Raw genomic sequence first — 25,801 nt, 5'->3', positions numbered from 1 at the left:
CTTGCATGTCCTACACCACCAAAGTCCGCAAAATCGGCAATTCCCTCGGCGTCATCCTCCCCAAGGAAGCTTTGGCGGAGCTGCAGGTGGAGGAAGGCCAGGCCCTCTACCTCACCAAAGCCCCCGACGGCGGCCTGCGCATCACCGCCGGCGATGAGGAGTTTGGAAAATCCATGGAGGTCTTCGAGAGCCTCAATCGTCGCTACCGCAACGCTCTGCGTGAGCTCGCGAAGTGAAGGAGCCCTACTGGTTTTCACGCGCGGAGAGTTTGGCGCTGCATCGGCTCATGTTGGCCGACTACGGCGGTGCTAATGGTGTGCGGGACGAGACGATGCTCGAATCCGCTCTGGTGAAAGCGCGGAATCGTTTCCTCTACGGCGAGCACTCGATGGTCATATTGGCGGCCGCCTACACCGTCGGTGTGGTAAAGAACCACCCGTTCGTCGACGGCAACAAGCGGACCGGCTTCATGATCGGCGTCGCTTTCCTGGAGCGTAACGGCCGCCACTTCCACGGGTCCGAGGTCGACGCCGTGCTCAAAACCCTCGCGCTCGCCGCCGGCGAACTCGACGAGGCCGGCTACGCGCAATGGCTCGAAGAAAATTCGCAACCGGCGCGTTAATCGCTACATCCACCGCCACGGCACCTTCGCGCATGAGCACCCGCACCACCTACAAACCCGCCATCGCTTCGGCGGTCATCATTGCCAACATGATCGGCACCGGCGTCTTCACGTCGCTCGGCTACCAGCTGCTCGATATCAAATCGGGCTTCGTGCTCATCATGCTCTGGGTGGTCGGCGGTATCACCGCGCTGTGCGGTGCGCTCACCTACGCAGAACTCGGCGCCGCCCTGCCCCGCTCCGGCGGCGAATACAATTTCCTCAGCCGCATCTATCACCCGAGCGTCGGCTTCATCTCGGGCTGGGTGTCCGCTACCATCGGTTTCGCCGCGCCGGTCTCCCTGGCTGCGATCACTTTTGGCAGCTACCTGTCCGCAGCCATTCCGGGCCTCAACGCCAAGTGGTTGGCCGTAACCCTCATCGTGATCGTGACCATCGCCCACACCGGGCGCCGTAAACGCAGCAGCAATTTCCAAAGCATTTTCACCGCGGTGAAGATCTCCCTCATCGTGGGTTTCTGCGTGCTGTGTTGGATCATGGTCAAGGAGGTGCAGCCGGTGCACTTCGTGCCGGTCACCGGTGACGGCGGTCTCATGCTCAGCGGCGCGTTCGCCGTCTCGCTCATCTACGTGAACTATGCCTACACCGGCTGGAATTCCGTCACCTACCTGATCAACGAAGTCGACGACGCGCAGCGCAACCTGCCGCGTATCCTGATTTCCAGCACACTCACCGTCATGGTGCTCTACGTGGCGCTCAACTTCACCTTCCTGCTGGTCGCGCCGATGGACGCACTCGAGGGCAAGGTGGAGGTCGGCTACATCGCCGCGCAACACGTCTTCGGCGCGACCGGCGCATCGGCGATCAGTTTTGTGTTATCGCTGCTGCTCATCTCGACGGTGAGTGCCATGACCATCGCCGGGCCGCGCGTGCTGCAGGTCATCGGCGAGGACTTCGCTCTCTTCGGTCGCCTCGCCCAAAAGAATGAGGACGGCATCCCGTCGCTCGCCATCTACGTGCAGTCCGGCATCGCCCTGCTCTTCGTGATGGTTTCCTCGTTCCAGAGCATCCTGCTGTTCTCCGGTTTTGTGCTCAGCCTCAACACCCTGTTCGCCGTGTTTGGCATCTTTGTGCTGCGCCGCCGTCAACCGGACCTGCCGCGCCCGTATCGCACGTGGCTGTATCCGCTGCCACCGCTCATCTTCCTCGCGCTTACGCTGTGGAGCCTCATCTACATCGCCAAGTCGCAGCCGCAGGAAGCGCTCTTCGCCGCCGCCCTCGTTGCGCTGGGCGCGGGCTGCTATTTCGCAGCCCGCCGTTACAACGAAATGGTCAAGTGACCCCGTAGGCGCGCACGGCCTCGGCCACGCGCACGAAGCCGGCGACATTGGCGCCAAACGGATAGTCGCCCGGCCGGTGGTAACGCTCCGCGAAGTTGCGGCAGCTGGTGTGGATCGACGCCATGATGCGCTGCAGCTCTTCGTCGACTTCGTTGAAGCTCCAGGATTCGAGTGACGCGTTCTGCCGCATCTCCAACGCCGACACCGCCACGCCGCCGGCGTTGACCGCCTTGGCCGGGCCAAACGACACGCCGGCCTCCTTGAACGCGCTCACGGCCTCCGGCGTGCACGGCATGTTGGCGCCCTCGGCGACCAGCTTGCAGCCATTGGCGATGAGTTGTTTGGCGTCGTCGCCGTCCAACTCGTTCTGCGTCGCGCACGGGAACGCATAATCGCAGGCGACCGACCACGGTTTTTTACCGGGATGAAATTCAGCCCGCTTGCGAAACCGCGGATACTCGCTGAGCCGTTTGCGTTCGGTTTCCTTGAGCAGCTTGAGGCAGTCAAAATCCAGCCCATCCGGATCGACCACGGTGCCCCCGGAATCCGAGCACGCCACCACGGTCACGCCCAGGTCCTGCAGTTTCTTGATGCAGTAGAGCGCCACGTTGCCGGAGCCCGAAACCACCGCCCGACCCGAGTCGAGTTCCTCGCCGGCCGCACGGCGCATCTCGCGGGCGAAATACACCGTGCCAAAGCCCGTCGCTTCCTTGCGCGCCAGCGAACCGCCGAGTGACGCGGACTTGCCGGTGAGCACGCCCATTTCGTGGCGCTGGGTGAGTTTTTTGTATTCACCAAACAAATACCCGATCTCGCGCCCACCCACGCCGATATCGCCGGCCGGCACGTCGGTCATGGCGCCGAGATACCGAAACAACTCCGCCATGAAGGCCTGACAGAAGCGCATGATCTCTGTCTCGGACTTCCCTTTGGGATCGAAATCCGAGCCGCCTTTACCACCACCGATCGGCAATCCGGTGAGGCTGTTTTTGAAGATCTGTTCGAAGCCCAGAAACTTGATCGTATCGAGCGTCACCGACGGGTGAAACCGCAGCCCGCCCTTGTAGGGGCCGAGCGCGCTGTTGAAGCCGATACGGTAACCGCGGTTCACGTGCACGCGCTCCGCATCGTCCATCCACGCCACCCGAAAGATGACTTGGCGTTCCGGTTCACACAGCCGCTCCACCACGCCGAGCCGGGCGATTTCGGGGTTCTCATTCAAGACGGGTTCGAGGGATTCCATCACCTCGTGAGCGGCTTGAAGGAAAAGCGGATCGTGTTGATTGCGTTGGGTCAGATCACTCCAGACCGACGCAAGATAGGGGTTTTGCGGCGCTTCCATGATGGCGGCCATGCAATACCCGAAAAGCAGCCAACGCAACGGACGCGGCGAATTTTAGCGACGCGGCAACGGCGGCGGCAGCGGTTTGCGGGCAACCGGTTTGGGCAGCGGACAGAAGGCCCCCAGCAACACAAAACCCAACCCGAATCCGCCCAGCACGTAGTAGAGCCCCCGCATGTCAGCCGCCGTCATGCCCAGCTCCCGTTCCACCGTTTCGTCGAAGAGTTGCTCAATAGCGATGAAGTTGACCACCGCACTCATCAGCAGGGTCGCGCCGACCCCGATGCATCCCATCCGCAACATTCTGATCAACCAACGTGGCATGCCCCGGTTATGACGCGCTCCCCGCCCCCGGGCAATCCCGGTTTGGTGCCCGGCGTCCCGCCTCATTGCGCACTTTTTGGCCTAAATAATCCCGGTGAAAGACCGATGACATGGAAGAAGACGCCAGAGTCACCGCTCCAATTCGTCATGAAATGCACCGTGAAAGATTCCGCCCCCCTGAATCAGGACCGCCAATCCCTGACCGAGGAATGGCGCCGGGGGAAAATCACTACGCGGGAGTTTCATAGCCAGTGGGTGGCCATGGCCGTTCGGACCTCCTCCCGTAAACGCCCTGCCTCAACACCCGCCCAGCCATGATGATCCTTTCGAAAAACAATCCTCGCACCAAATTCAACCGCTGGATCCAGGAAAATCCCGTCGTGCCGTTTCAACTCGACGCCCCCAAGCGCCCGGCCGTCTTCCACAACCGCAATCGCGTCAAAGCGCTGACCGAAGAATCGGTCGCCGATATCTACGTGCTGAACCGCCCGACGCGCCCGGCCGCCTGAGTCGCCCCCTTCCCCTTTCGTTTAGCCACCACACCCTAGCAAGCCGGGGCACTTCGCGTGTCCCGGCTATTTTGTGCCCGGGTTTAAACCGCTGCTCAAGGTAGCGCTCGGCGCTCAACCGACAGCGCGCGACCGCTTGCCGCCCGCGGCGGAGGAGCCGCGGGCGGAGGCCAGATCAAGCGTCACCTCGGCGCCAAGCTTTTGAGAAAGGTCCGCCAGATTTACGAGGAGCGGGTTGGCCGGACACATGCGGTCGATTTCCCGCACGCCCGGTAGCGGCGGCAGGATGCGCGTCATTTGGTCGTAAATCGAAAAAAACGTCAGCGCGCCGAAACGCTCCCTCAGTTTGGTGGGGGCGCAGTGCATCAGGTTGGCGATGTCCTGCAGGGGGGAATCAGCCTCGAGATCGCCCCCGGTCGTGTTGGCCGCGTTCACGGCGGAAACCGCCTGCAAGATCAGCGATGGATCCACGTCGCCGGACGCGGAATACCCGTGCGCCTGATCGATGACCGCGAAGAGGTAGCCCCCCTCATGCAGGATCGCCTGCAACAAATCCCGCGGACTCGCGAAACACTGCAAGGTAAGCCCCAAGCGCAGGCAGACATGCTTCACGGCTTCATCAAAGAGTGGGTCCGCATCCAGCAACGCCAGTTTGCGTCCAAAATGGTGGCGCCCCGTGATCTCCACCTCCTCCTCTTCCGCGGCCTGCTGCAACAGCAAGCGGTAAGCCGGTATTATCTCGCTGCGCGCCTCGGGATGGCGCAGCGGGGCGAGAATCTGTTCAAACGCCGCCACATTGAGCTGATGGCTCCTCGTCGTGAGGCGCACCTCCTGGACCCCCGGGTAGCTGTAACCGAGCGCCCCGGTGGTGAGCACCACCACCTTCAGGCCTTCCAATCCCTGCGGCCGGTGCACCAGCTTACGGAGAAAGGTGCGGTTCCGATCCCGTTGCGCGCCCTGCAAATCGACGATGAGCAACGCGCAATCCTCCAACACGCGATCGGCCCCGAGAATCTCGATCAGTTCGGCCGACTCATACACGGTGCGCGGCACGCAGTGGACCTTGGCTACCAGCTCCAGCGAATAGATCACACTGCGGCTGGGAGACAAAATGCAGAGGCGTTGCCGGCGCTTGGGTCGCGGACGCTCGGCTGCGACGGTCGAGGGCGTGGTGACCGACTGGGAACGAGAACGGCGGGGCCAGAGTTTCATGGCGATTCCGGTGCGTCCGCCCACTTCTGGGAACAGCCTACCCCCTCACCAAGGCGGTGGACGGGCGTGCTTACCCATTGATCGCCCCGACCGAATGAGGTCGAAGGGATCTGGCAGAACTGGAGACGCTGAGAAGCAGGATGCATCGCATGAGGAAAGTCTTCATCGGACGGCCAGATCCGCTGAAAAGTGATAGGTCAGTGAGTCGAGGTGGCCTCTCTATCGTGTGACTTGGCCCCCAGCTTTAGCCGACCATTTGCAAAATAAGGCCCTGCCCCCATCGCGTAGTAGGGACAATATCCTAGCCAAATTCACCAAACTCATGCGCCACCGCGCTCGGATTCAACGCGGTCCTGCTTTCCCTCCCCGGTCGGACAAGCTCTAGGCGAGCTTGCCCTGCACCATCTTGCTGGCGGCGCCGAAGTCGATCAGGTCCGCTTGCTCATGCTTCTTCAGCACGCCCATCACCTGACCCATCTGTGCCCGGGAGGACGCGCCGGTGCTGGCGAGGGCCGCGTCGACAATAGCCTCCAGCTTGGCGCCGGTGATTTGGCTCGGCAGGTAAACCTCGAGAATCGCGATCTCCTTTTCGTTCTGCTCAACGAGGTCGGTGCGGCCGGCCTTGGCGAAATCCGAGTTGGCATCGCTGAGGTTCTTCACCGCTTTGCGCAGCGTCGCGACCGTGAGCGCGTCGTCGATTTCAGCATTTGTGTCCATCGCGGCGCGCTGGATGGCGGCGTCAGCGGTGCGCAGCGCGGTGGCTTTGGCCGAGTCGCGGGCCTTCATGGCGGCGATGATGTCGGAACGGAGGGTTTCGTAAACGGGCATGGGAAAATGGGACGAGGGTGGACGAATCGGAGAATCGAGAGGCGGGTGAGGTGCGGGCGCTCAGGGCAACCACGGGAACTTGCGCGCGTCGGGTTTACGTTTCTCGCGCTGGGCCGAGTGAAACTCTTTCGCCTCCTCGCTCATGTAATAAAGCAGCGTGGCGTTGCCGGCGAGCTCCTGCAATCCGGACTGGCCGTCCACATCGGCGTTGAACGCGGCCTTGAGGCAACGGATGGCCAGCGGGCTGTGGTTGAGGATCTCGTTGGCCCACTTCACGCCCTCCGCCTCGAGCTGATCGATCGGCACGACCGTGTTGACCAGACCCATTTCAAGCGCCTCGGCCGCGTTGTATTGACGACACAGATACCAGATTTCACGGGCCTTCTTTTGGCCCACGATGCGTGCGAGGTAGCTGCTGCCGAAGCCGCCGTCGAAACTGCCCATCTTGGGTCCGACCTGACCGCAGATGGCGTTGTCGGCCGCGATGCTCAGGTCGCACACGAGATGCAGCACGTGACCACCGCCGATGGCGTAACCCGCCACGAGCGCGATCACGACCTTCGGCATGGAGCGGATGAGCTTCTGCACATCGAGGATGTTGAGCCGCGGAATACCGTCTGCCCCCACGTAGCCGGCGTGACCGCGCACGCTTTGATCGCCGCCCGCGCAGAAGGCGTATTTGCCATCGGTGTGCGGTCCGGCACCGGTCAGCAGGACCACGCCCACCGAGGTATCCTCGCGGGCATCGATCAACGCCTCGTGCAGCTCAAAGACCGTCTCCGGGCGAAATGCATTCCGCTTTTCCGGACGGTTGATGGTGATCTTGGCGATACCATCGGCCTTGTGATAGAGGATGTCGTTGTAGTCTTTGACGACCTGCCACTTGGGGAGACTCATGCCAAATATAGTGCGCTCCGCGCGCCACTCGTCAACCGGCGCCATGCGCCCCATGGACAGAACATTAAGAATCCTCTTGGAGGCGGCGGACTCCTCCTCCATTGATGCGCAGTCCCATGAGTTCTGCTCACTCGCAAACCGCCGCCGGTTCCGGGCTTCGTAACAGTCTGGCCATCGGGGCCCTCGGAGTCGTCTTCGGCGACATTGGCACCAGTCCGCTCTACGCGTTGCGCGAGTCGATCGAACACCTCCCGGCCGCAGATCGCGCCGCCGGGGTTTACGGGGTGCTTTCGCTGATCTTCTGGTCGCTGCTCATCGTAGTGAGCCTCAAATACGCCACCGTGGTCATGCGCGCCGACAACCGCGGCGAAGGCGGTATCTTCGCCCTGCTCGCCCTCAGCGGCATGGACCGCACGCCCAAAGCCAAACGTTTTGTCACGCCCGGCATTTTTGTGGTCCTGATCGGTGCCGCCATGATTTGCGGCGAAGGTGTCATCACGCCGGCCATCTCGGTGCTCAGCGCCACCGAGGGCCTCAAAGTCATTTTACCTGCCGCCGGCGATTACGTGATACCCATCTGTATCGCGATTTTGATCGCCCTATTTTGGGTCCAGCAACGCGGCACGCACACCATCGGCGCTGTCTTTGGCCCGGTCATGTTGGTGTGGTTTTCCACGCTGGGCATCCTCGGTTTGGTCCGCCTATTCGATGCGCCGGAGGTGCTCGGTTCGCTCAACCCGATGCACGCGTTCGACCTGTTGCGCACGCATCCGGAATCGGTGACCAAGATTCTCGGTTCCGTCGTGCTGGCCATCACCGGTGTGGAAGCGCTTTACGCCGACATGGGTCACTTTGGCCGCTCCGCCATCCTCAAGGCCTGGTATGGCCTCGTGCTTCCCGGGCTCACCCTCAACTACTTCGGCCAGGGCGCCTACGTGATCGCCCACCCGACGGAGACCCACAACCCCTTCCTCGCTCTCGCCCCCGAAGGCGTCTTGCGCGGCGCCCTGCTCCTGCTCTCGCTGGTGGCTGCGGTCATCGCCAGTCAGGCGCTCATTTCCGGCACCTTCTCGCTCATTCGTCAGGCCATGCAGCTCGGCTTCTTCCCGCGTCTGAAGGTCCTGCACACCAATGCCGAACAACGCGGCCAGATCTACGTGCCCTTGGCCAACTTTGGCCTCGCCGCCGGCGCCATCACGACCGTGTTGCTGTTCCGTTCCTCCTCGGCCCTCGCCGCCGCTTACGGCATCGCGGTGACCGGCACCATGGCCGTCACGACCTTTGCCCTCTTCTTTGTCGCCACTCGCAGCTGGAAATGGAGCGCATTGCCGGCCGCCCTGATGTGCCTCGGGTTCTGGGCGGTCGACCTCGGGTTTTTCTTCGCCAACCTGCCCAAGTTCTTCGACGGCGGCTGGCTGCCCATCGCGATCGGACTGTCGCTGCTCGCCGTGATGGTGACCTGGAAAATGGGGCGCCTCGAAATTCAGGAAAAGGTTTACGGCGAGGCCATCGGCGGCATCGAACTCGGCGACATTGCCAAGAGCAGCCACATCGTGCGCGTGCCCGGCAGCGCCGTGTTTATGGTCGGCACCCCGCGCGGCACCCCGCTCGCCTTGCTCCATCACCTCAAGGCCAACAAGTGCCTGCAGGAAACGGTCGTGCTGCTCACCATTGTCACCGAGGAGGTTCCCACCGTGGACGACGAGGATCGCATGACCCTCGAGAGCCGCGGCAACGGCGTCTGGCGCGCCATCGGGCGCTACGGCTACATGGAGTCGCCCAACGTCGCCAACATGTGCGAACGCATCCGCGCGCAGGGCGTCGACGTGAACACGCAGAGCACGACCTTCTACTTCAATCGCGAGATGATCATCGGCGGCGGCACCGCCCGCATGTTCGAATGGCAAAAGGCACTCTACGCCTTCCTCAGCCGCAACGCCCGCCCAGTGAAGGACTATTACCAAATCCTGCCCACCCAGATCATCGAGATCGGCCTGCCGGTGCAGTTGTAGCAAACCCCTTGCGCGCAAGGGGCGTGCAGCCGTATCCGCTACATGGATTCGCTGCAGCTTCGCCCCTTCATCTCCGCCGACATCGATGCCGCCCTGACCCTCTGGCGGGCAACACCCGGAATCGGCCTGACATCATCGGACGAGCCGGATCAACTCCGCCAGTTCCTCCAGCGCAACCCGGGCTGTAGCTTCGTCGCCATCGACGCATCCGAATCCCTCGCCGGCACCGTGCTCTGCGGCCACGACGGCCGCCGCGGTTTTCTTTACCACCTCGCCGTGGCACCAGCCCATCGTCGCCACGGTCTGGGGCGACTGCTGGCCGAGACCGCGCTCGGTCGCCTGCGCCGCAACGGCATCACCCGCGTCACCGCGCACGTCTACGCCGCCAATGATGAAGGTAAAGCATTCTGGGCGTCGACCCACTGGCGCGAGCGCGTCGATCTGGTGGCGTTTCAGCAGGACCTCTGCTGATCCGTCGCTTTCCGCCCCGCCCCCTCGATGCGCTTTCTTTCCCCCGCCCTCCTTGCCTGCGTCTTCACGTCGGCACACCTCACCACCGCGACCGAACCCGAGCTGCTTTGGGAAACCAGCGGCCTCGCCGGTCCGGAGTCGGTCCTCTACGACCACCAACGCGAGGTGTTCTACGCCTCCAACATGGGCACCTGGGGCGAAGGTCAGACCCCGCACGACGGCTTCATCAGTCGACTCAGTTCCACCGGCGAAGTGCTAGATCTGCACTGGATCACCGACCTCGAAAACCCCAAGGGACTCGCCCTGGCCAATGGCCGGCTCTACGTCGGCGACGATCTCGGGCTCATCGAAATCGATCCCGACGCCGGCGCGATTGTGGCCCGCCACACGCCATCCAACGGTGCCGAAGCCGGCTTCAACGACTGCACCGCCGATCCCGACGGCAACGTGTTTGTTTTCAGCTACGCCGCCGCGACGATCTTCCGACTGCAGGCGGGGCGTCTCGATCCTTGGGTCGAGATCGACATGAGCGAAACCGGCGGGCTCAACGGTCTGCGCGCCGAGGCCGAACGCCTGCTCGTCGGCGGTTGGTCCTGGCGCGACGCGGAGGGCGTTGAGCAACTCGGTCACCTCACCGCCATCGCCTACGCGGATCGCCAACTACAGCGCATCGGCACCACGCCCATCGCCCACATCGATGGCGTCGAGCCCGACGGTCGCGGTGGCTATACCGTCACCGATTGGCTCACCGGCGAGGTGAAACACGTCACGTCCGACGGTCACCCTTCCCTGCTCATGACGCTCCCGCCCGGCACCGCCGATCACGACTACCTTATCGACCAGCAACTGCTCGTGCTGCCTCTGATGAAAGATGACGTCGTGCGCGCCTATCGCTGGGCGCCTTAAACAGTGCGATCACGCTCAATCAAGCTGACGCGGCAGCTCGCGGAACAGCCGTTTGCGTGTCGCCACATCGGCGCGACGATCCGTGCGCACTTCCAGCACCTGCATCCCGGCCGCAGGCAACGCACTCAGCGCCGCGCTGAGTTCCGCGCCATCGGCGATCAACCGATGCGCCACGCGGTGACCCGCACACAACGCCGCCAGATCGAGCTGCGGGGGAGTCGAAAAATAGCGCTCAAACGGTGGCTCGAATTGCGCTACTGGCAGGTGCCCAAAGATGCCGCCGCCATCGTTGTTGATGACGATCACCGTCAGACTGCCCTTCAACTCGTGCGCGATCTGCAGGCCATTGCTGTCGTGCAGAAAAGCCAGGTCACCAGTCAGCAAAACCGTCGGCGCCGTCACGCCATGCGCCACGCCAAGCGCGGTCGACAAGGTGCCGTCGATGCCGTTTGCGCCGCGGCTAAAGAAGACGCGTCGCCCGCGCGCCGACGCCGGCCAAAAATACTCCAGGTCGCGCACCGGCATGCTGTTGGCGACGCACATCTGCGCGCCGTCCGGCAAAGCCTGCGCCACGCGCCACGTCACTTCGCCTTCAAACAAGGTGTCACGCGTTTCGCCAAACCAGCCGTCAAACGCCGCCCGCATCCGCTCCTCCGCTTCGCGCCACGCCGCGGCCCAACTCGGATCCACCGGCGGCCGACCATCGATCACCAGCGCCGTCGCCGGAGCCTGGATCTCGCGGGTCTTGCCGTGCATGGCGTCGTGACTGCCCGCGCGTTCGCTCAACATCAGCATCTCGGCCTGCGACTGCTCCAACCATGCACGCAACTCCTTGCTCGTTGGCCAGGCTTCGAAAGCGATGACCATGCGTGGCGTGAGTTCGCGGGCGAGGCGTTCGTTGCGCAGGATGCCGTGGTAAGCCGACACCACGCATACGTCGTCCGGCGCGTAGTGCCGTAGTGGTGACAACGCATCCGCGAGAATCGGCCAGCCGGTCTGACGCGCGATGTTCGCAATCGCCTCCACGTAGGCGGCCTGATCGGCCGGTTGGGCCGGGCCGGCTACGATCACGCCCCGACTCGGCGTGCCGCGCTGATGCAAAACCAGTCCCGCCGGGCGCAGCGCCGGAGCTTCCGGTTGCGCCCAGAACGTGTCGTCGATCGATTCGGCCAGAGCCGCCGTCGCGCCATCATCCGGCAGGGGCGGCAGCGGATCCCGAAACGGCGCATTCAGTTGCACGACGCCACCGGCGCTGGCACGGGTCCACGCCTGGCGCAGCGTTTGCCGCAGATACCGCAGCAGTTCGAGCCGCGGCTCCGGCACGGCCAGTTCATGATACCACGTGGCGTAGCGGCCAAAAAGTTTATGTTGGTCGATGGTCTGGCCCGACGCGCAATCACGCATCTCCGGCGGACGATCGGCGCTCAGCACGATAAGCGGCACACCCGACTCATGCGCCTCGATGACCGCCGGCAAATAGTGCGCCGCCGCACTGCCACTGGTGCAGACCAGCACCACTGGACGATGTTGGGCGCGGGCCTGGCCGAGCGCGAAAAAACCGGCGCAACGCTCATCAAGCACGGGCACAGCATCCACTGCCGGATGCGCCGCGAGCGCCATCGTGAGCGGCGTCGAGCGTGACCCCGGCGAAACCACCGCGGTGCGCAGACCACAACGCACCAGCGTCTCCACGAGCACGGAGCTCCACAGGCTGTTGGGGTTGCGAAAATCGAGCGGGCTCATTGCGGCGGCTGCAGGGCGTTGAGCAAGGCTTGGGCTTTCAATTCGGTTTCGGCAAACTCCTTGTCCGGCTCCGATCCGGCCACGATGCCCGCGCCGGAATACAGCCGCGCCCGGTCGCCCTCCACGAGGGCCGAGCGGATGCCGACCAGGAACTCACCGCCGCCCTTGGCATTCATCCAACCGATCGCGCCCGCATACAGGCCGCGCGGAAAGCCTTCCAGATCGCGAATCGCCGCCACCGCCGCTTCGCGTGGTGAGCCGCCGACGGCCGGCGTGGGATGCAGTTGCGCAACCGCGTCGAGCAGGCGCACACCTTCCGGGAGGCGCGCCCGCACGGGCGTGTGCAGGTGCTGCACGTTGGCGAGCTTGCGCAGCACCGGCTCCGTCGCGTGTTCGACGGCGAGGCCCAGCGTCTCGAGTCGGCGTTTCACCGAATCGAGCACGACCTGATGTTCGTGCCGGTCCTTCTCGCTGGCCATCAGACTGGCCCCGGCCGCCGCATCGTCCATGGCGCCACGACCGCGGCGTATGGTTCCCGCCAATACATCGGCTTCGAGCACGCCCTGGCTTACGCGACCGAGCCGCTCCGGACTCGCGCCGATGAAGCTCTGGCCCTTGCCGTTGGCGACCGAGAACGCAAAGCAGTCCGGGAAACGCTGGCGCAGGCTGTCGAGCACCTGCAGCGGATGCAGCGCGGTGTCGGCCTGCAAATCGAGCGCGCGCGCCAACACGATCTTTTGAAATTCGCCCGCGTTGATTCGTTCCACCGCGGCGGAAACGGCACTGCGATAATCGGTCGATTCGCAACGGGTCCAGTGCCGCGGTTCGCGCGGCGCAGCGGCATCGGCGCCAGCGATACTGAACGCCCCGAAGCGCGCATGGGCACGCCAGACGCGTTCGCTCAGGGCCGCGAGATCGGCATCGGGCGCGACCGGCACATTGGCCACCGCGGTGGTGACGGCGCCGGCCCGTGCAACCTGCCAACGCGGCACGAAGGCGGTGAGTGACGGGAACGGTTCGCCCGCTTCGGCTTGGTCGCCAAAGGCCGCCGCGACAAACACGTGCGGACCGCCAAACGGCGCGTCGACCGGACCCACCGCGATGGTGCGGTCGAAGAGGTCGTCGGTCCAACGCTGCAGCTGCGCGAAGCGGTCGGCCCCCTCGGCCGTGAAGTGGGCGGCGATCTCGGCGCCGGCGATGGCCGTGGCGTTGGAAGGATGCTCGGCGTAAAAGTGCGGGTGCCCCGGTTCGTAGATCGCTTCGAGCACCGCGAGCGGATCGAGCGCATCGACAGTAATGCCGATGCTCACGAGCCGTTCACGGCCGTCGCGCTGCGCGGCGGCTTGGCATTGCGCGAGGAAAGCCTGCAGCGCTTCCGGTGATGCGTGATCAGCAGGCTGGAGCGGCAGGACTTTCATCGCACGGTCGCGGCAGACACGCCGAAAGGCTCAGCTTTTCTTCTCGGGCCGCGGGAACAGGATGCAGGTCTTCTCGACCGCGTTGCCGGTGAGGCGGTGATCCCACTCAAGTTGGCTCTTCCAGTCGCCCTCGGCGGAGTAGCCGAGCACGCCATGGATCTTGGCCACCGAGCCGGGGATGACCGCCAGCAGGAGCGACGCGCCCAGACGAAGCGCCTCGGCCATGGTGGCGAGGGCGGTGCGCAGCAGGGCTTGGTCGACGGGGTCCTCGGACTTGCCGAGTTTCCACGGCGCGCGCTGCTCGATGTAGGCGTTGGTCGCGGTGATGAAGGCGAAGGCGCGCTCGAGGCCCATGTTGAACTGGAACTCTTCGAACAACCCGATGACCTCGTCGCGGGTCTTCGGCCAGAGGGCACGCAGCGCAGCTTCGGGCTCCCCCTCGTCGGCGACGGCCGGAATGGTGGCGTCGGCGAAACGGTTGGTCATGTTCAACGTGCGGTTGACGAGGTTGCCGAGGTTGTTGGCGAGCTCGCTGTTGTAGCGCACGAGGAACTGATCGAGGGAAAAGTCGCTGTCCTGGCCGACGCTCATCTCGCGGATGAGGAAATAGCGCAGCGCGTCGACGCCGTAATTGTCCACAAACTCGATCGGCTCGACGAAGTTGCCGGTGCTCTTGGACATCTTGGAGCCGTTGATCGACCACCAGCCGTGGGCGAGGATCGACTGCGGGAGCTCGATGCCCGACGCCTGCAGCATGATCGGCCAATACACGGCATGCGGCGGGACGAGGATGTCCTTGCCGATCACGTGGAAGGTGGCCGGCCAGATGCCGGGTTTGTCGGCCACGGCCGAGTAGTAATTGGTGAGCGCGTCGAACCAGACGTAAGTCACAAACTCCGGATCGAAGGGCAGCGGGATGCCCCACTCGAGACGGTCCTTCGGGCGCGAGATGCAGAGGTCGTTGAGCGGCTCCGAGAGGAATTCGAGCACCTGCTTGGCGCGGTAGCGCGGGAAGATGAAATCCGGGTGCGACTTGATGTGATCGATCAACCACTGCTGGTAGGCACTCAGCTTGAAGAAGTAGTTGGACTCGGTGATCTCGGAGACCTCGCCGAAGATTTCCGGCCAGGTGCCGTCTTCGTTGCGGTCCTTCTCCTGCAGGAACTGCTCCTGGCGCGTCGAGTAGTAACCCTTGTATTCGGCTTTGTAGATCTCGCCCTTGTCGTAGAGCTTTTGCAGCAGCTCGCAGACGACCTGCTTGTGGCGGTCCTGGGTGGTGCGGATGAAGTCGTCGTTGGAGATCTCAAGCTTCGCACACATCTCCTCAAACTGCGGCGCGATCGAGTCGACGAAGGCCTGCGGTTCGATGCCCTTGGCGCGGGCGCTTTGCTGGATCTTCTGACCGTGCTCGTCGGTGCCGGTGAGGAAATAGACGTCGTCTCCCATCATACGGCGGAATCGGGCAATAACGTCCGTCAGCACCTTTTCGTAGGCATGGCCCAAGTGCGGCGAACCGTTCACGTAGTCGATCGCGGTTGAGATGTAGAAGGTCTTCATGAGGAGAGTCAGCCAACCAAAGCCTCCGGGGCCCGCTTGTCGAAGGTTTTGACGAGTCCGGATTCGGCTGGCAGCTCATAGGACGGTTGATCGGCAACCGTTTGCAACTGCGCCCCCGCGATTCTCCGCCATGTCTCCCCTCACCCGCCTGCTCACCTTCTCGGTCGTTGTCCTGCTGGTGTTGATCACGGTCACGCTCGGTGCCCAGGCCTGGCTGCGCCAGCAGGAGGTGCACATCCTGCGCTCCGCCAAGGCGGATCTCGCCGAGCAATTGCAGGCTGGGATCACGCTCACCGGCGGCGTCGACGCCACGTGGGACGAGGCCCGCCTGACGCGCCTCTCGCAGGTGACCGGCACCAGTTTGAGCGTGCTCGATCGCCCGCCGCCCGCCGCGGACGACGAGTTGGGTCCGTTTCAATTTTTCCAGGAGCTACCCGGCGAACGCTGGCTCGTGGCGGCCCATCCCGCGCCCGCCGGCACTCGCATCCACCGCCTCTTGCAGCGCGTCGTGCTGGCATTGGGCGTGTTTGCACTCCTGATCATGGCGGCCCTGGTCGTGACCGTTGGCATGCGCCCGCTGCGCGATCGCGAAACGCGCTCCCCCTTCGCCGCTCGCGAACGCGATATGCGCAGCCTGTCCCTACTCGCCCGCACTTCCCTGCGCCAACAAGCCGAGCTCGACCAGGAGCGCGACGAACGCATCCGCGCGGAGGCCGACGCCCGCCACCGCCTGCAACTGCTCAATCGGGCCCTCGAGGAAAAAATCCGCATCGGCCGCGATCTGCACGATGGCGTGATCCAGTCCCTCTACGCCGCTGGTCTCACGCTGCAGGCCGCACAACAACTCTCCACGACCGATTCCGCCCAAGCCGGCACCCGCCTGCAGAGCGCCTTGGAACTCATCAACCGCACCATCGCCGACATTCGCTCCTACATCGCCGGCCTATCACCTCGCCAAGTGCGCCGCGAAAGCCTGCACCAGGCCCTCACCGAAATCGTGGAGGAGCTGCGTGCTGGTCGTCCGCTCGAACTGGAATGCCAGATCGACGAACGCGTCTCCACCGCTCTCTCCGACGACCAACTCACCGAAACCACTCAGATCGTGCGGGAAGCAGTCAGCAACGCGCTCCGGCACGGAGGCGCGCAAAAACTCTGGCTCGCGCTGAACGCAGTCGATACCGGCGCCGAATTGTCGCTGCGTGACGACGGAATCGGCTTCGACCTCAACCAGCAGAATTCACCCCGCGGCCACGGCCTCGCCAACATGCAGGCTCGCGCCGAACGCGCCGGCGGTTCATTCGAAATGGTGAGCTCGCTCGGCGGCGGCACCGCCATTCGCGTCTCCTGGCCCACCGTTAACGCATCATGAATTCCGACTCCCCCACGTCCTCCGCGCCGCGCCCTGTTTCCGTCGTTATCGTTGATGACAGCGAGGTCGTTCGCGCCGGACTTTCCGCGTTGTTGGGCGCCTCCGCGCTGATCGAGGTTCTCGGCGAAGGTCGCGACGTGGCTTCGGGCTTGGCCGCGGTGGCGCAATACCGTCCCGATGTCGTCATTTTGGACATCCGCCTGCCCGATGGCACGGGGTTCGACGCCTGCCGCCGTATTTGTCAGTCGAATACCGAAACGCGCGTGCTCATCCTCACCTCGGTCGAGGACGAGGAAATGGTCGACAACGCCATCCGTGCCGGCGCCCACGGTTACTTGCTCAAGGAAATCAACGGCACCGCATTGATCGATGCGATTCGTTCGATTGCTGCCGGCAAATCGATCCTCGATCCGGCCATCACTGCCCGCGTGCTGTCGCTCATGCGATCCAACACCCCCTCAACCCGCACTCTGGTCGACAGCCTCTCCGCGCAGGAATCCCGGGTGCTCGGACTCATCGCGGAAGGCAAGACCAACAAGGAGGTCGCGATGGAGATGGGGCTCGCTGAAAAAACTGTAAAAAACTATCTCAGCACCGTCTTCGAAAAGCTTCACGTGACCCGTCGCACCCAGGCCGCTGCCCTCTATGCGCAGGCCCAAGCCGCGTCCCGCACCTAGGTAGAACTACCCCTCCCACCGGCGTCTAAGCACGCAATAAGTTTTGCTTTGTTTCCGACGAAAACTAAGGAGGATCCCCTAGCCAATGAAACTGAATGGGCCTAGAAAAATAGGGTCGTCCCTACTGAGAAACACTTGCGGTTCGACGCTAATCGAACTGGCCCTCGGTGTTACCGTGATGTCGGTGGTGTTTGCGGGCACCCTGGGCGCCTTCGTGCAATCCCGTCGTATGACCGAGGGCAGCGTCTTCCAGAACTCAGCTACCACCGTGATTCAGGGGTATCTGGAGCAGATCAAGAACATGGATTTTTGGGAGATCCCTTACTACGACGGCGGCACCCTTTACCGGGGATCGGTGACCACGGCGGATGCCACCATCTACACCCAGCTCGACTCGGTCACGATGGACACGCTGCAGATTTCCTCCTGTGCCCCCATCCTGCCGGCCAATGTCACACCTGGCGTGGTGCCGACGACGGCGGGCCTCGTCGACAACTACAAGGTGATCGACATCAACGACACGCCGGACACCACCCAAGATGACCTGCGCATGCACCTTTGGGTATGGGTTTCTTCGCTCGACAACACGGCGGGCGGCGTGGGGCCCAGCCGTTGTATCCGCATTGTTTATACATGGAGTTTCAATAACGGCGGCATTAGCCGTGCGAACGTAGACTCCATCACCACCGTGCGCTCGGTGGTTCCGACGTTTTGATGATGAGGGAGTCGTCCACTTCAGTTACTCCCGTCCTTCGCGCTCCGTTTTCACGACGCGCGCGCGCCCGCTCATCGCGTCCGGCCAGCCGCCGCGGATTCACCCTTTTTGAGGTTCTGTTTACACTTTCGCTCACTTCGGTGGTCGCGGTCGGTTCGCTCTCATTCATGATGCAGAGCCTGAACACCTACCACTACGACATGGGTAAACTGATGGTGAACCGGGATATTCGCACTTTTACCAGCGAGATGACGGAGAACGCGGCCTACGCGAACTACTTCATGATCTTCCCCTCCTTCACCACTCGCACTACGACGGTGGAGGTGGGCGATTCCCAGTTGGGCTTCGAAACCGTGACCGTTGACGCTTCGGTCAACGACGGCAGGTCGGGCGATTTTTTGCTGCTCGTGTTCACGGATCCTGACGACAGCAACGTGATCAATCGTCTCGTCGGTTATTACCGGGCTCCGGCAGACCCGGACGACCCAGCCAGTGAAGGCCCCGTCCGTCGCTTTGAGACCAATTTCACCAACGGGGCTTCCGGCGACATTTGGGATTTGCTGCCAGCGACCACCACCGCCAACACCCACCCCGAAGTCATTGAACTGTCCCAAGGCCTCGCCGACGGGAAGCTCTTCTACAATTTCCGCGACCGCAGCATCATGGTGAAGGGTAAGATCTTTCATGATGGCAACCTCATGCGGCGCGCCACCAACACCTACAACTTCACCGTTTCGCCCCGCGGCTGAAGCCGTTCCCCATGATCTTCGGGCGATACCATCGAAACCAGCGGGGGTCGGTCATGGTCATGGCGATCATGATCGCGGCCGTGCTCGGTATTGCGGTGGCCAGCATCCTGCGCTGGTCCCTGACCGAGCGGCGACTGAATGAACGTCACGCCCTCCGCCTGGAGGCGCGCAACGCCGCCGAGGCCGCCACCGAATTCGCGTTCGCCCAGGTGCGTTACCGCATGGACAACCAAACCAGTTTCCCGGTGACCATGCTCGACCCCGATGGCCCCGACCCGTTGGAGCCGCCCCCCTCCAGTATCTTTGCTGGCAGCAACGTCGTCACCTCTTCGGTCGAGGTCACCGGCGGTGTCGTGCGCAGCATCACCAACGACCTCTCCGGCACCCACTTCTTCGTCGACCCAACCGACCCCAACAACCAATTCGACCCGCACAAAGGTAAACGTATCTTTCGGCGCGACGTGCTCATCCTCGGCAAGGCCACCGTGCGCGCTCCGGGCGTAAGCGACATCACCGCCTACGTCGGCCAGACTCTCTCCATGCGCGAAGCCCCGATGTTCGCCCACGCCCTGTTTTTTAACATGGATCTGGAGATCGCGCCCGGCGCCGACATGACGATCTTCGGTCCCGTGCACACCAACGGCGACCTGTGGGTGGTCGGCCAGGCCAACAACGGCTCTTCCCTTGATTTCCGCGGCCCAGTGACCGTAGCCGGAGGCGTCTACTGGGGCTATCGCACCGCCCCGATCATGGGCGACGGATCCATCGAAGGAGAAACGCAGGAGGCTATTCGCTTTACCAACAAGGCTGGCAGCCTGATCAACCTGCGCGGTCAGGGTAACTCCTTCTGGCACGACCACAAGATGGGCGAAGCCGCCGAAACGACCGAGACGCGTTCCGAGTTCCGCGTCCATTCCTCCAACACCTACAACGGATACCTGCAAACCTCCGTGCATGGCGTGGAGTCCTACAAACCCGTGGCTTTCGGCGACTACGTCGAGGACCCGACACCCGCCGATGGTGTGGACCAATCCCAGAACACCGGCCGGGCCATGATCGAGCGACCATTGGCCTCCGGCGATGCCGGCTACAACGCCCAAGTCGAAGCCCAGAAATTCGCCCGCAAAGCCGGCCTCTACATCACCGTCAATCCCAGCAGCACCACCCGCACCGGCAAATCCCCGACCGGCGCCGATGTGTCCATCCCCGCCGGAGAATACCGTGCCTTCCGCGCCGATGGCACCGCCGTCATCCTACCTGGCTCCACCGTCGGCACCGCCGGATCCGTGCACCCCACTCCCGGCGCCCGCCCGATCATCCAGGTCAAATCCAACCAGATGACTGACCTGCGACGATTCACCAATTTCAACCCCAACGCCAACCGGAGCTGGAGCAACGCTTACGACCCCAAGACGCTCGACATCATCGAGGTCGACATGAACGCGCTCAAGCGCGCGGTCGACTGGACCGTGAACGGCTCCTCCTCCAGCCTCATCTACGATTACGACAACTCCTCCACCGATTCTGCCTACCGCGCCTCGTCCCCCTCTTCGGTAACCAACACCGCGGCCTACAACATGGTGAATTACAGCAGCTCCGATTGGAATGGGCTCGTTTACATTGAGTCAGTGGATGCCGAAACCCGGCGGGATTCCGGCGTGCGTCTGATCAACGGCCGCGGCCGCGTCGCCAGCACTGCCACCGGCTCCGCCACCGAAGGACTGACCATCGCCACCAACGATGCGATGTATGTGCTCGGCCACTACAACGCCGACGGCAACATCAATACCAACGCCTCCAGTCTCACCAACAGTTCCCGCTTCCCGGAGGATGTAAACGAGGTGCCCACTGCCCTCGCCGCCGACGCCATTACCGTGCTCTCCCAGCCCGTGTTCAACAGCAGCGGCATTCAAGTGGGCGGCTGGAACGACGCCATGAGTGCCACCCGCCACCTGAACAGTCGCCACTCCTCCTACTGGGCGGTCTCTTCCCCCAGCTCCAACAATATGCGCGAGGGATACGACAGCAGTATTCGTCCCGGCAACTACCCGACCGATGCCTCTCCGGGCTCGTGGGCCTCCTCCCGGAGCACCAAGCTTGAAGGCAGCGATACTGAGATAGCTGCCGCTTTCCTCGCGGGCATCGTCCCTTCCAACAAAAACAACAACAGCCAAAACAGCGGTGGCGCCCACAACTTCCCCCGCCTGCTCGAGTATTGGGACGGCGACCTCGCCATTCGCGGCTCCATGGTCGCCCTCTTCGAAAGCCGGGTAGCCGATGAACCCTGGAGCATTCGTTACTACAACGCCCCCGGCCGCTTCTGGGGTTTTAATAACATTCTCGCTGAAGGCCGCTACCCGCCACAGACCCCCCGCGTGCGCACCTACCGCCGCGTCGACTTCACCGACCTCACCCCGGCAGAATACGCCACCGAGCTGGATGAGCTTCCGTGGTAATAGGCCCTTTCCTACCTATTTCAATAGGGCCATTTTTCGACTTTGGGGCCCTTTTAATTACCTAGGCATCAGGGGTAATATGGCCTCAGATGAAACGGCCGCCCCCCCTTCCTCCAAGACGTAGCGTCTCCACCAGCACCGGAGGTATGACGTTGATCGAAGTCATGGTGGCCGCCGGCATCCTTGCGGTCGTTGCCACGACCATGGTGGGCATCTTCCTGCAAAACCAACGTTTCAGCTACTTTCTCGGTTATCGCAGCCAGGCCATCACCACCAGCCTCTCCATCCTCGAGCAGCTGCGCTTCCGCCAATATGCCGAGATCGCCGATGTCTACAACGCCGGGGCCGCCGGCTCCGTCACCGTAAGTCTGGCCGACCCCGCCGAAGCCGACGGCTATCGCGACGTGATCATCCCCGTGAACATCCGCGACAACACGGAGCTGAGTCCCAATTGGACCACGGCCAACATCACCGTCGACCCCGACTCCAACACGAAGTTGCCCATGAAGTTCTTCCTCATGCTCAAGCGCAACTACTCCAATTCCGGCACCAAGATGGATGTCTTCGAAGTCATCCTACTCTTCAAGTGGCGACGTTCGGCCGAGAACAACGACGAGTGGGAAACCAGCAACGTGCGCCTCGTCGTCCCCAACCTCAACCCCATCTAGGCCTCCCCTCATGACCCGGCACTCCTCCCGACTCTCGGCTTTGCCCCGTTCCTCCCGGCCTCTCTCCCGTCGGCTGCGTGCCCGGGCCCGTCACGCCTACACCCTCGCCGAAATCCTGGTCGCCCTCACCGTTTCCGGTTTCGTCACCTCCGCCGGCCTTTGGTTGCTGCTGGAAGGCGTAAAATCCTCCGCTCGGACCACCAACGCGACTGTCAATGACCTGACCCAATGGGGCATCGCCAGCCGGTTATGGATCGATTCGCGCGTCGCCAACGGCATCAGCATCTACACCGATGACACCTCCAACTCCCTGGAACGATGGCTGCGCAAGCAGGTCGACCAACGCGGCAACTTCATCGTCTTCTCCCTCTCCACTGTAAACGGCAGCAATCAAACCGTGTATTCCAAGTTGAGCGGCTACGTTTACGACGCCGACGAAGATAAGATTTTCCGATTCGACTACCCCGTTCCGGCCGCCGACCAAGCCTCCGCCAAGCCTTTGGAGGCCATTCTGACCGATCGCCGCGCGGCCATCATGGCCACCTACCAAGCCGTCGCCTCCGACATCACTCTCGCCAACAACGACGGGCTCTTCATCTGCCGCGCCGTCGGCACCGCCGCCAGCCTCTCCTGCGTCGTGACCAGCAGCACGGGTAACGACGCCTCGCTGGCCAAAGAAAAAACCATCGAAGCCACCTTCTATGTTCGCAGTTAACCGAGCCTTTCCCGCGAACCGCCGCGGCTCCGCCCTGCTGACGGTTATCATCTGTTCCACCATCGCCGCCATCACCGCGGCTTCGGTGCTTGCCCTCATGTCCACACAGCGCCGCCTGTCGCTGCGCAAGGAACTCGAGATGCATGCGGTGAATGCCGCCGAGTCCACCATCGACTACGCCTACTCGTCGCTCATCAACAAGGTGAACACTGTCGGCAGCTTCAACATCGGCGAGATCCCCAACGTTTCCTACTCAAACTACGCCCTGCCCGCCAACGTCCGCAATTTTCTCTCCGGCGGTATCGCCATGCCGGCCGGCAGCTACGACGGCGACACCGGCTACGTCTCGCTCTCGGCCCCCACCGTGCGCGTGAAACCCGTCGTATCCCTTGCCGCCCGACGTTGGATCGATCCCGCCGATCCCGCCAACGACGACGACCCCAATCGCGGTCAATGGGTCTGGGAATCGCAAGTCCCGATGATCGCCTCGGTCACGGCGTCCCAGTCGGGCGAGAGCTACACCGCCTACCTCCAAAAAAGCATCGTCGGTCGCCAAGTGCCGATGTTCCAGCATGCCATTTTCTTCCAGGGCCAGCTCCAGCTTCACCGCAGTTACCGCGTGGTCGGCCCGGTGCACACCAACGGCACGCTGCTACTCAACGCCCAGAACGGTGACACCTCCGTCTACGCCGGCGGTCTGACTTCCTCCGGTCACTTCTATCGTGGCTCCACCAATGACGTCGGCGGCACCGGCGCCGATCCCTACGGTTACACGCCGGTGGACGCCTACGGCGATCTCGACTTTTCCGCCGCCCGCAGCCCACGCGTAAATCCCGTCGCGACGGGCAATAATCGCATCAGTATCTTCGTCGAAACCCAAATGAGCGGGGGCAGCCCCAATCACGTCCTCTCTTACAACAACAGCGGCCAAGACAGCCGCCGCTCCGATTGGCGCAATTGGGCCCTGCAAACCTACAAGGGCCATCTGCAGGACAAAGCGCACCAGGTTCCGACCTTTACCCCCCAAGGCTCGGTCGCTTACCGACCCGACGTCCCCGCCACCAACGCGGTCAACGAATTCAGCAACGGCACCTACTCTCTCATCGAACCCCTCCTGCCGCCGCTGCACGCAAGCCGCAAGAACGACATCAGCCGCGGCAACAAACTCGCGGCCCGCGCCGGCCTGATTCTGCGCATCGAACGCAACAACGACTGGGTGCCCTCGCCGGTCAGCGGTTCCCGCTCATCCAATCCCGGCGGAGGCGCTTATCAATACCCCGCCACCGGCCGCTACTATCGGTATTCAGGCAGTAACTACTACAACCCGTCCAACGAATGGCGGGCCGCCAATCGCGGCGAACGATTTGTGGTCAAAGCCTACAAATACACCACCCGCGCTTCCGCCGGGGTTGAGCCGGTGCTCGCTCCCGTCCGCCTGCCCGACAACCTCATCGGGGAGGCCAATGCCAGCATCAACGCCGTGCTCTCCGGCCGTCCCCACTTCGAGGAAGTCACCTACTCCGGTTCCGGCACCGGCACCAATGTGCTCAGTGCCATGCACGACCCCCGACTCGCTCGCCCGGTGGACATGCTCACGCTCGATATCAGCCGCCTGAAGGCCGTGCTCGAAGGCACCGCCATGGACAGCACCGCAGTCGATTTCCGCAGCGACTTCGATCCCGCCACCGAGTGGAACGGCATCCTCTACATTGAGATGCCCACCTCCCTCACCCCCGACACGGCGGTCGCCGCCAACACGACCGAAGCCTCCGGCGTCGTCATCCCCTCGCAACCGTTCAACGTCGGTTCCGCCGAGCTGCGCCACCCCGACCGATGGTCCGAAGCCGACAACCTGGGCCGCGCCAACCGCACCGACAGTATCGTCCCCTTCGCCCCGGAACTGCGCCGCTACCCGACCAGCTTTACCGACAGCGCCATGCAGAGCCCGGAATGGGCCATCCCAGGGCTGCAACTGATCAATGGAGGCAGCCTGCCCGACCCCAACAACACTGGCTTCACCCTCGCGACCAACATGCCGCTCTACATGCTCGGCTCCTACAATTGCGACGGAAACATTTACTCCGGCACCAACATCGCCAGCACCAACCCCGACGCCTACGCCACCCGTGAGTTCGGCGAGGTGCCTGCCGCCATCTTCTGCGATACCTTTACCGTCATGTCGGCTAGCTGGCCCTCCAATCGCGCCAAGAGCTTCCTCGGCCACGACAATCGTTCCTCCAGCCGTCCCGCCGGCGCCCGCGTCGAAATCGCCGCCTGCATCGCCACCGGCGAGTATCCGATTTTTGAATTCTTCTTCCACGCCGTGGAGCACTACCAATCGCTCTACAACAGCGGTCCGCCCATTGTTTTTAAAGGCTCTGTCGTGGGCATGTTCAAAAGCGAGGTGCAGGAGGTGAAACAGGCCTACGGCCGCAACCGCAACAACCTCACGGAAGACTACTGGCACGCCCACGGCGCCTACGCCATCCCGTCAGTCCGCTTTCACCAGGATTTGGTCGACGGCACCTTCCCGCCCGGCATCCCCATGGCCATGATCTTCCGCCCCAGCGACCACCGGTTCCTTCGCCAAGGCAACGCGGGAGACAACGCCGTGCTCAACAGCGTCGGTTTGTAGGCCCCACGCCTTACTCAGCCCGCAACCAGGATTCCAACTCCCGCCACGCCTGCGCCCGGTGGCTCAGGCGTTGTTTCACCTCCGGTGGCAGCAGCCCAAAGCTGCGATCATAACCGGTCGGCGCAAAGAAGGGATCGTAGCCAAAGCCACCGCTGCCCGCCGGTTCGTCGAGCAGCCGCCCGTGGCAGCGACCAATGAAGTCGAACCGCTCACCATCCGGCCCCAGCAGCACCAGCACACACACGTAATGGGCACCGCGCTGTTCCGCCGGCACGCCCCGCATCACGTCGATGAGCTTGGCCAGGTTTGCCCCATCGTCCCCCTCCGGACCCGCGAAGTAGGCCGACTCGACGCCCGGGCCGCCTTCCAGATGGTCCACACAAATGCCACTGTCGTCCGCCAGCGCCCAGCCGCCCGCCGGCAACAGCGGCAGTAACGCCACCGCCTTCTTGTGGGCGTTACCCTCAAACGTCCCCGTATCCTCCACCACCGGCGGCATGCCGCCGACTTCGCGTGCTGATTTTATGGATACAGGCAAACCGGCAAGGTCGGCCAGCTCCTGCAGCTCACGCACTTTGTGCGCATTGCCAGAGGCGAGAAACAGCGTGCTGGGTTTATTCATAGAGTCAGGTCGGC

The 25,801-nt window shown here is 63.2% G+C and carries 24 protein-coding genes and 1 pseudogene; 16 read left to right on the top strand and 9 right to left on the bottom strand.

The genetic code is table 11. From position 1 onward, the window contains the following. Nucleotides 1-5: 5 nt before the first annotated feature. From K1X11_RS02165 to K1X11_RS02155, 3 genes are read left to right on the top strand one after another with little or no spacing between them, the layout of a single operon-like run. Entirely contained in the window at nucleotides 6-236 is a 231-nt protein-coding gene (locus K1X11_RS02165) for an AbrB/MazE/SpoVT family DNA-binding domain-containing protein (protein ID WP_221028776.1), read from the top strand. Next, nucleotides 233-622: a type II toxin-antitoxin system death-on-curing family toxin gene (locus tag K1X11_RS02160; RefSeq protein WP_221028777.1), complete on the top strand. Its 390-nt coding sequence runs from the start codon at nucleotides 233-235 to the stop codon at nucleotides 620-622. Before K1X11_RS02165 ends, K1X11_RS02160 begins: the two co-directional genes overlap by 4 nt. Nucleotides 623-654: 32 nt before the next feature. After that, nucleotides 655-1,962: an APC family permease gene (locus K1X11_RS02155; RefSeq protein ID WP_221028778.1), complete on the top strand. Its 1,308-nt coding sequence runs from the start codon at nucleotides 655-657 to the stop codon at nucleotides 1,960-1,962. Here the strand turns inward: K1X11_RS02155 and gdhA are convergent. Together gdhA and K1X11_RS02145 are read right to left on the bottom strand one after the other, a co-directional pair. Next, entirely contained in the window at nucleotides 1,955-3,316 is a 1,362-nt protein-coding gene (gdhA, locus tag K1X11_RS02150; protein WP_225919196.1) for an NADP-specific glutamate dehydrogenase, read from the bottom strand. The two genes, K1X11_RS02155 and gdhA, sit on opposite strands and share 8 nt — an antisense overlap. Nucleotides 3,317-3,358: 42 nt before the next feature. Beyond that, nucleotides 3,359-3,628 (bottom strand): hypothetical protein, encoded by a 270-nt coding sequence (locus tag K1X11_RS02145; RefSeq protein ID WP_221028779.1) that lies wholly within the window; start codon nucleotides 3,626-3,628, stop codon nucleotides 3,359-3,361. 314 nt (nucleotides 3,629-3,942) lie between these two features. Here K1X11_RS02145 and K1X11_RS02140 point away from each other — a divergent pair, with 314 nt between their 5' ends. Then, a complete protein-coding gene (locus tag K1X11_RS02140) occupies nucleotides 3,943-4,137 on the top strand; it encodes a hypothetical protein (RefSeq protein ID WP_221028780.1) in 195 nt (64 codons plus the stop codon). 114 nt (nucleotides 4,138-4,251) lie between these two features. On the opposite strand, the gene K1X11_RS02135 is transcribed toward K1X11_RS02140, so the two are convergent. The 3 genes from K1X11_RS02135 to menB form a co-directional block, all read right to left on the bottom strand. Next, nucleotides 4,252-5,349: a hypothetical protein gene (locus K1X11_RS02135; protein WP_221028781.1), complete on the bottom strand. Its 1,098-nt coding sequence runs from the start codon at nucleotides 5,347-5,349 to the stop codon at nucleotides 4,252-4,254. A 381-nt stretch (nucleotides 5,350-5,730) separates the two neighbouring features. Then, nucleotides 5,731-6,177: a GatB/YqeY domain-containing protein gene (locus K1X11_RS02130; RefSeq protein ID WP_221028782.1), complete on the bottom strand. Its 447-nt coding sequence runs from the start codon at nucleotides 6,175-6,177 to the stop codon at nucleotides 5,731-5,733. Between the two features lie 60 nt (nucleotides 6,178-6,237). Further along, nucleotides 6,238-7,074 carry a 1,4-dihydroxy-2-naphthoyl-CoA synthase gene (gene menB, locus K1X11_RS02125; protein ID WP_221028783.1) on the bottom strand — a complete coding sequence of 279 codons (837 nt, stop codon included), beginning with the start codon at nucleotides 7,072-7,074 and terminating at the stop codon, nucleotides 6,238-6,240. A 116-nt stretch (nucleotides 7,075-7,190) separates the two neighbouring features. On the opposite strand from menB, the gene K1X11_RS02120 reads away from it, so the two are divergent. From K1X11_RS02120 to K1X11_RS02110, 3 genes are read left to right on the top strand one after another with little or no spacing between them, the layout of a single operon-like run. Further along, nucleotides 7,191-9,086: a potassium transporter Kup gene (locus K1X11_RS02120; RefSeq protein WP_221028784.1), complete on the top strand. Its 1,896-nt coding sequence runs from the start codon at nucleotides 7,191-7,193 to the stop codon at nucleotides 9,084-9,086. Between the two features lie 42 nt (nucleotides 9,087-9,128). Further along, nucleotides 9,129-9,557 carry a GNAT family N-acetyltransferase gene (locus tag K1X11_RS02115; protein ID WP_221028785.1) on the top strand — a complete coding sequence of 143 codons (429 nt, stop codon included), beginning with the start codon at nucleotides 9,129-9,131 and terminating at the stop codon, nucleotides 9,555-9,557. 27 nt (nucleotides 9,558-9,584) lie between these two features. Next, nucleotides 9,585-10,463, top strand: coding sequence for an SMP-30/gluconolactonase/LRE family protein (locus tag K1X11_RS02110; RefSeq protein WP_221028786.1), 879 nt, complete (start codon nucleotides 9,585-9,587; stop codon nucleotides 10,461-10,463). Nucleotides 10,464-10,478: 15 nt separating this feature from the next. Here the strand turns inward: K1X11_RS02110 and menD are convergent, their stop codons facing one another. The 3 genes from menD to metG are packed head-to-tail and all read right to left on the bottom strand — an operon-like array spanning nucleotide 10,479 to nucleotide 15,181. Next, on the bottom strand, nucleotides 10,479-12,206 hold the full coding sequence (gene menD, locus K1X11_RS02105; RefSeq protein ID WP_221028787.1) for a 2-succinyl-5-enolpyruvyl-6-hydroxy-3-cyclohexene-1-carboxylic-acid synthase: 1,728 nt from the start codon (nucleotides 12,204-12,206) through the stop codon (nucleotides 10,479-10,481). Beyond that, entirely contained in the window at nucleotides 12,203-13,624 is a 1,422-nt protein-coding gene (locus tag K1X11_RS02100) for an isochorismate synthase (protein ID WP_221028788.1), read from the bottom strand. Before K1X11_RS02100 ends, menD begins: the two co-directional genes overlap by 4 nt. Before the next feature lie 30 nt (nucleotides 13,625-13,654). Next, nucleotides 13,655-15,181: a methionine--tRNA ligase gene (gene metG, locus K1X11_RS02095; RefSeq protein WP_221028789.1), complete on the bottom strand. Its 1,527-nt coding sequence runs from the start codon at nucleotides 15,179-15,181 to the stop codon at nucleotides 13,655-13,657. Between the two features lie 130 nt (nucleotides 15,182-15,311). Between metG and K1X11_RS02090 the strand changes: the two genes are divergently transcribed. The 9 genes and pseudogenes from K1X11_RS02090 to K1X11_RS02055 all read left to right on the top strand — a co-directional run bounded on the left by K1X11_RS02090 (nucleotide 15,312) and on the right by K1X11_RS02055 (nucleotide 25,165). Continuing rightward, nucleotides 15,312-16,550 carry a sensor histidine kinase gene (locus K1X11_RS02090; protein WP_221028790.1) on the top strand — a complete coding sequence of 413 codons (1,239 nt, stop codon included), beginning with the start codon at nucleotides 15,312-15,314 and terminating at the stop codon, nucleotides 16,548-16,550. After that, the gene (locus K1X11_RS02085; RefSeq protein WP_221028791.1) at nucleotides 16,547-17,227 is read left to right on the top strand and encodes a response regulator; all 681 of its coding nucleotides are present in this window, start codon (nucleotides 16,547-16,549) and stop codon (nucleotides 17,225-17,227) included. Before K1X11_RS02090 ends, K1X11_RS02085 begins: the two co-directional genes overlap by 4 nt. Before the next feature lie 178 nt (nucleotides 17,228-17,405). Next, nucleotides 17,406-17,942: a hypothetical protein gene (locus K1X11_RS02080; protein ID WP_324726061.1), complete on the top strand. Its 537-nt coding sequence runs from the start codon at nucleotides 17,406-17,408 to the stop codon at nucleotides 17,940-17,942. Continuing rightward, nucleotides 17,942-18,091 (top strand): annotated as a pseudogene (locus K1X11_RS23475) (prepilin-type N-terminal cleavage/methylation domain-containing protein); the annotation flags it as partial. The gene K1X11_RS02080 and the pseudogene K1X11_RS23475, both read left to right, overlap by 1 nt. Nucleotides 18,092-18,109: 18 nt before the next feature. After that, nucleotides 18,110-18,691 carry a hypothetical protein gene (locus K1X11_RS02075; protein ID WP_225919256.1) on the top strand — a complete coding sequence of 194 codons (582 nt, stop codon included), beginning with the start codon at nucleotides 18,110-18,112 and terminating at the stop codon, nucleotides 18,689-18,691. Between the two features lie 11 nt (nucleotides 18,692-18,702). After that, nucleotides 18,703-21,147 (top strand): hypothetical protein, encoded by a 2,445-nt coding sequence (locus K1X11_RS02070; RefSeq protein ID WP_221028794.1) that lies wholly within the window; start codon nucleotides 18,703-18,705, stop codon nucleotides 21,145-21,147. 146 nt (nucleotides 21,148-21,293) lie between these two features. Further along, nucleotides 21,294-21,815: a type IV pilus modification PilV family protein gene (locus K1X11_RS02065; protein WP_221028795.1), complete on the top strand. Its 522-nt coding sequence runs from the start codon at nucleotides 21,294-21,296 to the stop codon at nucleotides 21,813-21,815. A 40-nt stretch (nucleotides 21,816-21,855) separates the two neighbouring features. Beyond that, nucleotides 21,856-22,530: a hypothetical protein gene (locus K1X11_RS02060; RefSeq protein ID WP_221028796.1), complete on the top strand. Its 675-nt coding sequence runs from the start codon at nucleotides 21,856-21,858 to the stop codon at nucleotides 22,528-22,530. After that, nucleotides 22,517-25,165, top strand: a complete 2,649-nt coding sequence (locus tag K1X11_RS02055) for a hypothetical protein (protein WP_221028797.1) — start codon at nucleotides 22,517-22,519, stop codon at nucleotides 25,163-25,165. The genes K1X11_RS02060 and K1X11_RS02055 overlap by 14 nt, the downstream gene beginning before the upstream one ends. Nucleotides 25,166-25,175: 10 nt before the next feature. Here K1X11_RS02055 and K1X11_RS02050 read toward each other — a convergent pair whose 3' ends face one another. After that, a complete protein-coding gene (locus K1X11_RS02050) occupies nucleotides 25,176-25,787 on the bottom strand; it encodes a non-canonical purine NTP pyrophosphatase (protein ID WP_221028798.1) in 612 nt (203 codons plus the stop codon). Nucleotides 25,788-25,801: the final 14 nt, after the last annotated feature.

The sequence above is a fragment of the Actomonas aquatica genome (genome assembly GCF_019679435.2).
Classification (GTDB): domain Bacteria; phylum Verrucomicrobiota; class Verrucomicrobiia; order Opitutales; family Opitutaceae; genus Actomonas; species Actomonas aquatica.
Note: the sequence above shows the minus strand (reverse complement) of the source record. Positions and strands in the feature narration are given on the sequence as shown.